The organism is Bacillus sp. AP50 (assembly GCF_040492675.1).
Taxonomy (GTDB): domain Bacteria; phylum Bacillota; class Bacilli; order Bacillales; family Bacillaceae_G; genus Bacillus_A; species Bacillus_A cereus.
Window position 1 is genome coordinate 1 of record NZ_JBEUTW010000249.1, and the last position, 4,190, is coordinate 4,190.

Consider the following 4,190-nt stretch of genomic DNA (forward strand, 5'->3'; position numbering starts at 1 on the left):
GTTTCGGAAACTGCGGTATAGTTAGTGTTTTTAATGTTTTCTCAGCTTCTTCATATGTATGAAAAATTGGTTCTTTTCCATCATCCCCTTGTAAAACTAGCCCTTCATCTCGAATTACATATGGCATAAAACCACCCCATCTAGTAAAGAATTATGTTCTTTTGCAGCAGAATAATACGATTTAAAGTTTGATTTTCTTAATACATATAATACACTAGAACAGTACGAAAAAGTATGTACAATGAATTTTGAATGTAAAGGAAGATTATTATGTCAGTTATTGATAAATTGAAACTTAATAAGTATACAAATATGGTCGTTATTAACGAACCAAGTGATTATGACATTTTTACAGGTAAAGAAACTGCATTCTCAAAAGAACACGATGCTATCTTTATATTTGTAGAAACGCTTGATGAAATGGTGAAACAAACGAATTTTATTATTAGTAATGAAGAATTACTAATTGAAAAAGGTTACGTATTCTTCGCATATCCGAAAAAAGGTAATGCTCGTTATAGTACGTTTATTCACCGTGATGAGATGTTTCCGGCATTAAACGTTGGAGAAGATGGTTATGTGGGAGAAAGCGACATTAAATTTGCACGAATGGTAAGTATGGATGAAGTCTTTACTGTTGTAGGTTTAAAACGCGAGAAGAAAAAAACAACGAAAACATCTGCTATGAGTCAATGTGTTGCCGATTATGCAGATCGAATTAAAGATGTTGAAGCATTATTAGCTAATCATCCGAATGAACTTAAGTTTTATCAAAGTTTAACGCCTGGATATCAGAAAGATTGGGCACGTAATCTTTTTTCTGTAAAACAAGAAAAAACACGTAAAAAACGTCTAGAGAAAATGATAGAGATCCTTTCACAAGGCTATAAAACAATTGAATTATTCCGTAAGAAGAAAAAATAATGATTAAGAAAGTCACAATGCTGCAACAATTAATTGTGATGAGTACATTGAAAAAAGCATTCCTTCCATTATACTAAGGAATGTTCTTATATTTATATAATTAGTAAAAGAGAAAAGGTGTTTGAAATGAAATCGTATATTGTAGTTGGATCTGGAATTTTAGGAGCGTCTACTGCTTATCATCTTGCTAAGGCAGGTGCGAATGTTACTATCGTGGATCGCCAACAATTAGGACAAGCAACTGATGCAGGAGCAGGTATTGTATGTCCATGGCTATCGCAGCGTCGTAATAAAGCATGGTATAAAATTGTTAAAGGCGGTGCACGTTACTATTCTTCGTTAATTCAGCAATTAGAAGAAGACGGTGAAACTGACACAGGATATAATCGTGTAGGTGCAATTAGTTTACATACTGACGAGAAAAAGTTAGATCAAATGGAAGAGCGAGCTTATAAACGACGTGAAGATGCCCCAGAGATTGGTGAAATCACTCGCTTATCAGCTGAAGAAACAAAAAAATTATTCCCAGCATTATCAGACGAATATAGTTCTGTTCATATTAGTGGTGCTGCACGAGTAAATGGAAGATTATTACGCAATGCATTAATAAGTGCTGCGAAAAAACATGGTGCAACTTTAATAAAAGGCGATGCCATATTAGTCCGTGAAGGAAATCATATTACGGGAGTTACAGTAAACGATGAAACAATCTTAGCGGAAAAGGTTATTGTAACTGCAGGCGCATGGGCGAATGAAATCTTGAATCCATTAGGAATTAATTTCTTAGTTACATTCCAAAAAGGACAAATTGTTCATCTGCAAATCGAGAATACAGCAACAGAAAATATGCCAGTTGTTATGCCACCGAACGATCAATATATTTTAACGTTTGACAATGGGCATGTCGTAATTGGTGCAACACATGAGAATGATACTGGTTTCGATCATCGTGTAACAGCAGGTGGTTTACATGAAGTATTCCATAAGGCATTAGCAGTTGCACCTGGATTAGAAAATGCTACAGTGCTTGAAACGAGAGTTGGATTCAGACCATTCACACCAGGATTCTTACCTGTTATCGGACCACTACCTAACTTTGAAGGAATTCTCGTTGCGAATGGATTAGGGGCTTCGGGTTTAACAGCTGGTCCATACTTAGGAGCGGAACTTGCTAAATTAGCGCTGGGACAACCAATTGAGTTAGATTTAAATGATTATGATGTTGCTGGCGCAATTGAATAATATAGGGTACTGCTAACATTTAGGAAAAACCATGCTAAACACATTCGACAGGGAATAAGCAGTTTTTCCTCTGTTAAGAGTAAGCCTGTTTATGAAAAATAAAATTCTTTAAAAATAGAGGGCCGACATTATAAACCTGCATTAATGTAGAATTGTGATGTCGGCTCTTTATTTATATTTATTTAAAACTTATTTTCGGGAGGAGCTTAAGCAATGAGAGCGCCATATCAAGTATTGATATTTCCTTATATAAAAACTGCCGATTCCATTCAATATGCTATTTTCAACCGAAGTGATTATGGTTATTGGCAAGGAATAGCTGGTGGCGGAGAAGACGGTGAGATTCCTATTGAATCAGCAAAACGGGAAGCGTTTGAAGAGGCTGGTATTACAAGAGAATGTCCATATATACAATTAGATTCTGTGTCTTCACTACCAGTAGAGGATGTAGTTAGAGGATTCCTTTGGAGAGAAGAGGTTTATGTAATAAAAGAATTTTCTTTTGGAGTTAAAGTCCCTACAAAAAACATATCATTATCTAAAGAACACTTTAATTATAAATGGTTATGCTTTGAGGAAGCAGTAACGCTTTTGAAATGGGATAGCAACAAAACAGCATTGTGGGAATTAAACAAAAGACTATTAAAACAATAAAAGTTTTTGCTAACAAAAATAGTTGTGGAAGAAGAATTGAACCATTAACAAACCCTTGCTACACTTCTAAACAATATTTTATAGATTTGGCATGGGTAATGAACGAAGAGAACTTGCACGAAGAAAAGCCCTATACAGTTGCCTCTGAAAAAATGAAAATAGTTAGAAATATTTTTATATCGTACGGTTTTTGGCTATGAATAACGAAATAAATATTAAGTATTCAACAGTTCAAATAAAACGAGTCAGCTTTTTATTTTAGGAAGAAAGATGACTCGTTTTATGCTAAAATTCGCTTAGTGTATATTTTCGTTAAAATGTGGGTGGGCCCCCTTTTAGCAAAACCGGAGTGGGAATGATGAGTATAAATAGTTTTGTGGGATTGATAAATGACGAATTATTAAAAGAGGTAAGTATAAGAAGTGAGGATGAATTCGAGCCTGTAGTAGTTAAAGATATTCCTAGACTTTGGAAGTGTTTAGGAACAGGTAATTATGCCGCAGTATTCATGCACAAAGAATACAAAGATTGGGTAGTGAAAGTTTACGTGCGAGAAGGAGAAGGAATTGAAAAAGAGTCAGAAGTATACCGAAGAATTGGAGATCATCCTTCTTATTCAAAGCTTATATATAAAGGGGAAAATTTCATAGTATTGAAACGTTTAAAAGAAATTACCTTATACGATGCTATTCATAAGGGTATTAAAATTCCTAAGCAAGTAATACTTGATATTAATGAGGCTTTAGAGTATGCGAGGGAACAAGGGTTAACTCCTTGTGATGTTCACGGGAAAAATGTGATGATGGAAAAAGGAAGGGGATATGTAGTCGATGTATCTGATTTCTTAAAAATAAAAGAAGATAGTAAGTGGAGAGATCTAGAAAAGGCATATTTCACCTTTTATTTTCCTTTCATATATAAATTGCCTTTCCCGGTTAAAATACCGTATTTTATGTTAAACATTGTTAGGCGTTCGTATAGAAAATATAAGAAGCTTAAAAAGAACTTCAAATTATAAAAGGACCATATATGTTCCTGAAAACGAGTTAAATTCACATAAATAACTCTAGAAAAATTTCAAATTTTGTTTAGGGGCTATTTCAAGACCTTAGCTTGCTGGGCATATGGTGTTACCTCAAAAAATAAAAAGATTAGGAGTAAATCCTAATCTTTTTATTTATACATATTTTTGTTAGTTATATCACTATCAATTCCAAAACGGGACATTTTGAATAAATGAAACCGTCAAAATAAGTGTTGATGCGGAACCAGCAGTTACTAAAGTTACTATTTTTCGTCCATTCTGTTCTTTTGAAGGTTTTATAAGTTCTGTAATTAACACAATCCATATTATGATCTGTCTCTTATAC

At 34.0% G+C, this 4,190-nt stretch carries 4 protein-coding genes; all 4 read left to right on the forward strand.

The window, feature by feature from the left end:
- Window positions 1-270: 270 nt before the first annotated feature.
- The 4 genes from ABWK52_RS18390 to ABWK52_RS18405 all read left to right on the forward strand — a co-directional run bounded on the left by ABWK52_RS18390 (window position 271) and on the right by ABWK52_RS18405 (window position 3,838).
- A complete protein-coding gene (locus ABWK52_RS18390) occupies window positions 271-924 on the forward strand; it encodes a YdeI/OmpD-associated family protein (protein ID WP_087947675.1) in 654 nt (217 codons plus the stop codon).
- Window positions 925-1,050: 126 nt separating this feature from the next.
- Window positions 1,051-2,166: an NAD(P)/FAD-dependent oxidoreductase gene (locus ABWK52_RS18395; protein ID WP_000844390.1), complete on the forward strand. Its 1,116-nt coding sequence runs from the start codon at window positions 1,051-1,053 to the stop codon at window positions 2,164-2,166.
- Window positions 2,167-2,379: 213 nt separating this feature from the next.
- Complete coding sequence (locus ABWK52_RS18400) at window positions 2,380-2,820, forward strand: NUDIX hydrolase (RefSeq protein ID WP_098541886.1); 441 nt, start codon at window positions 2,380-2,382, stop codon at window positions 2,818-2,820.
- A 358-nt stretch (window positions 2,821-3,178) separates the two neighbouring features.
- Entirely contained in the window at window positions 3,179-3,838 is a 660-nt protein-coding gene (locus tag ABWK52_RS18405) for a serine/threonine protein kinase (RefSeq protein ID WP_000026533.1), read from the forward strand.
- The last annotated feature ends 352 nt before the right edge of the window (window positions 3,839-4,190 follow it).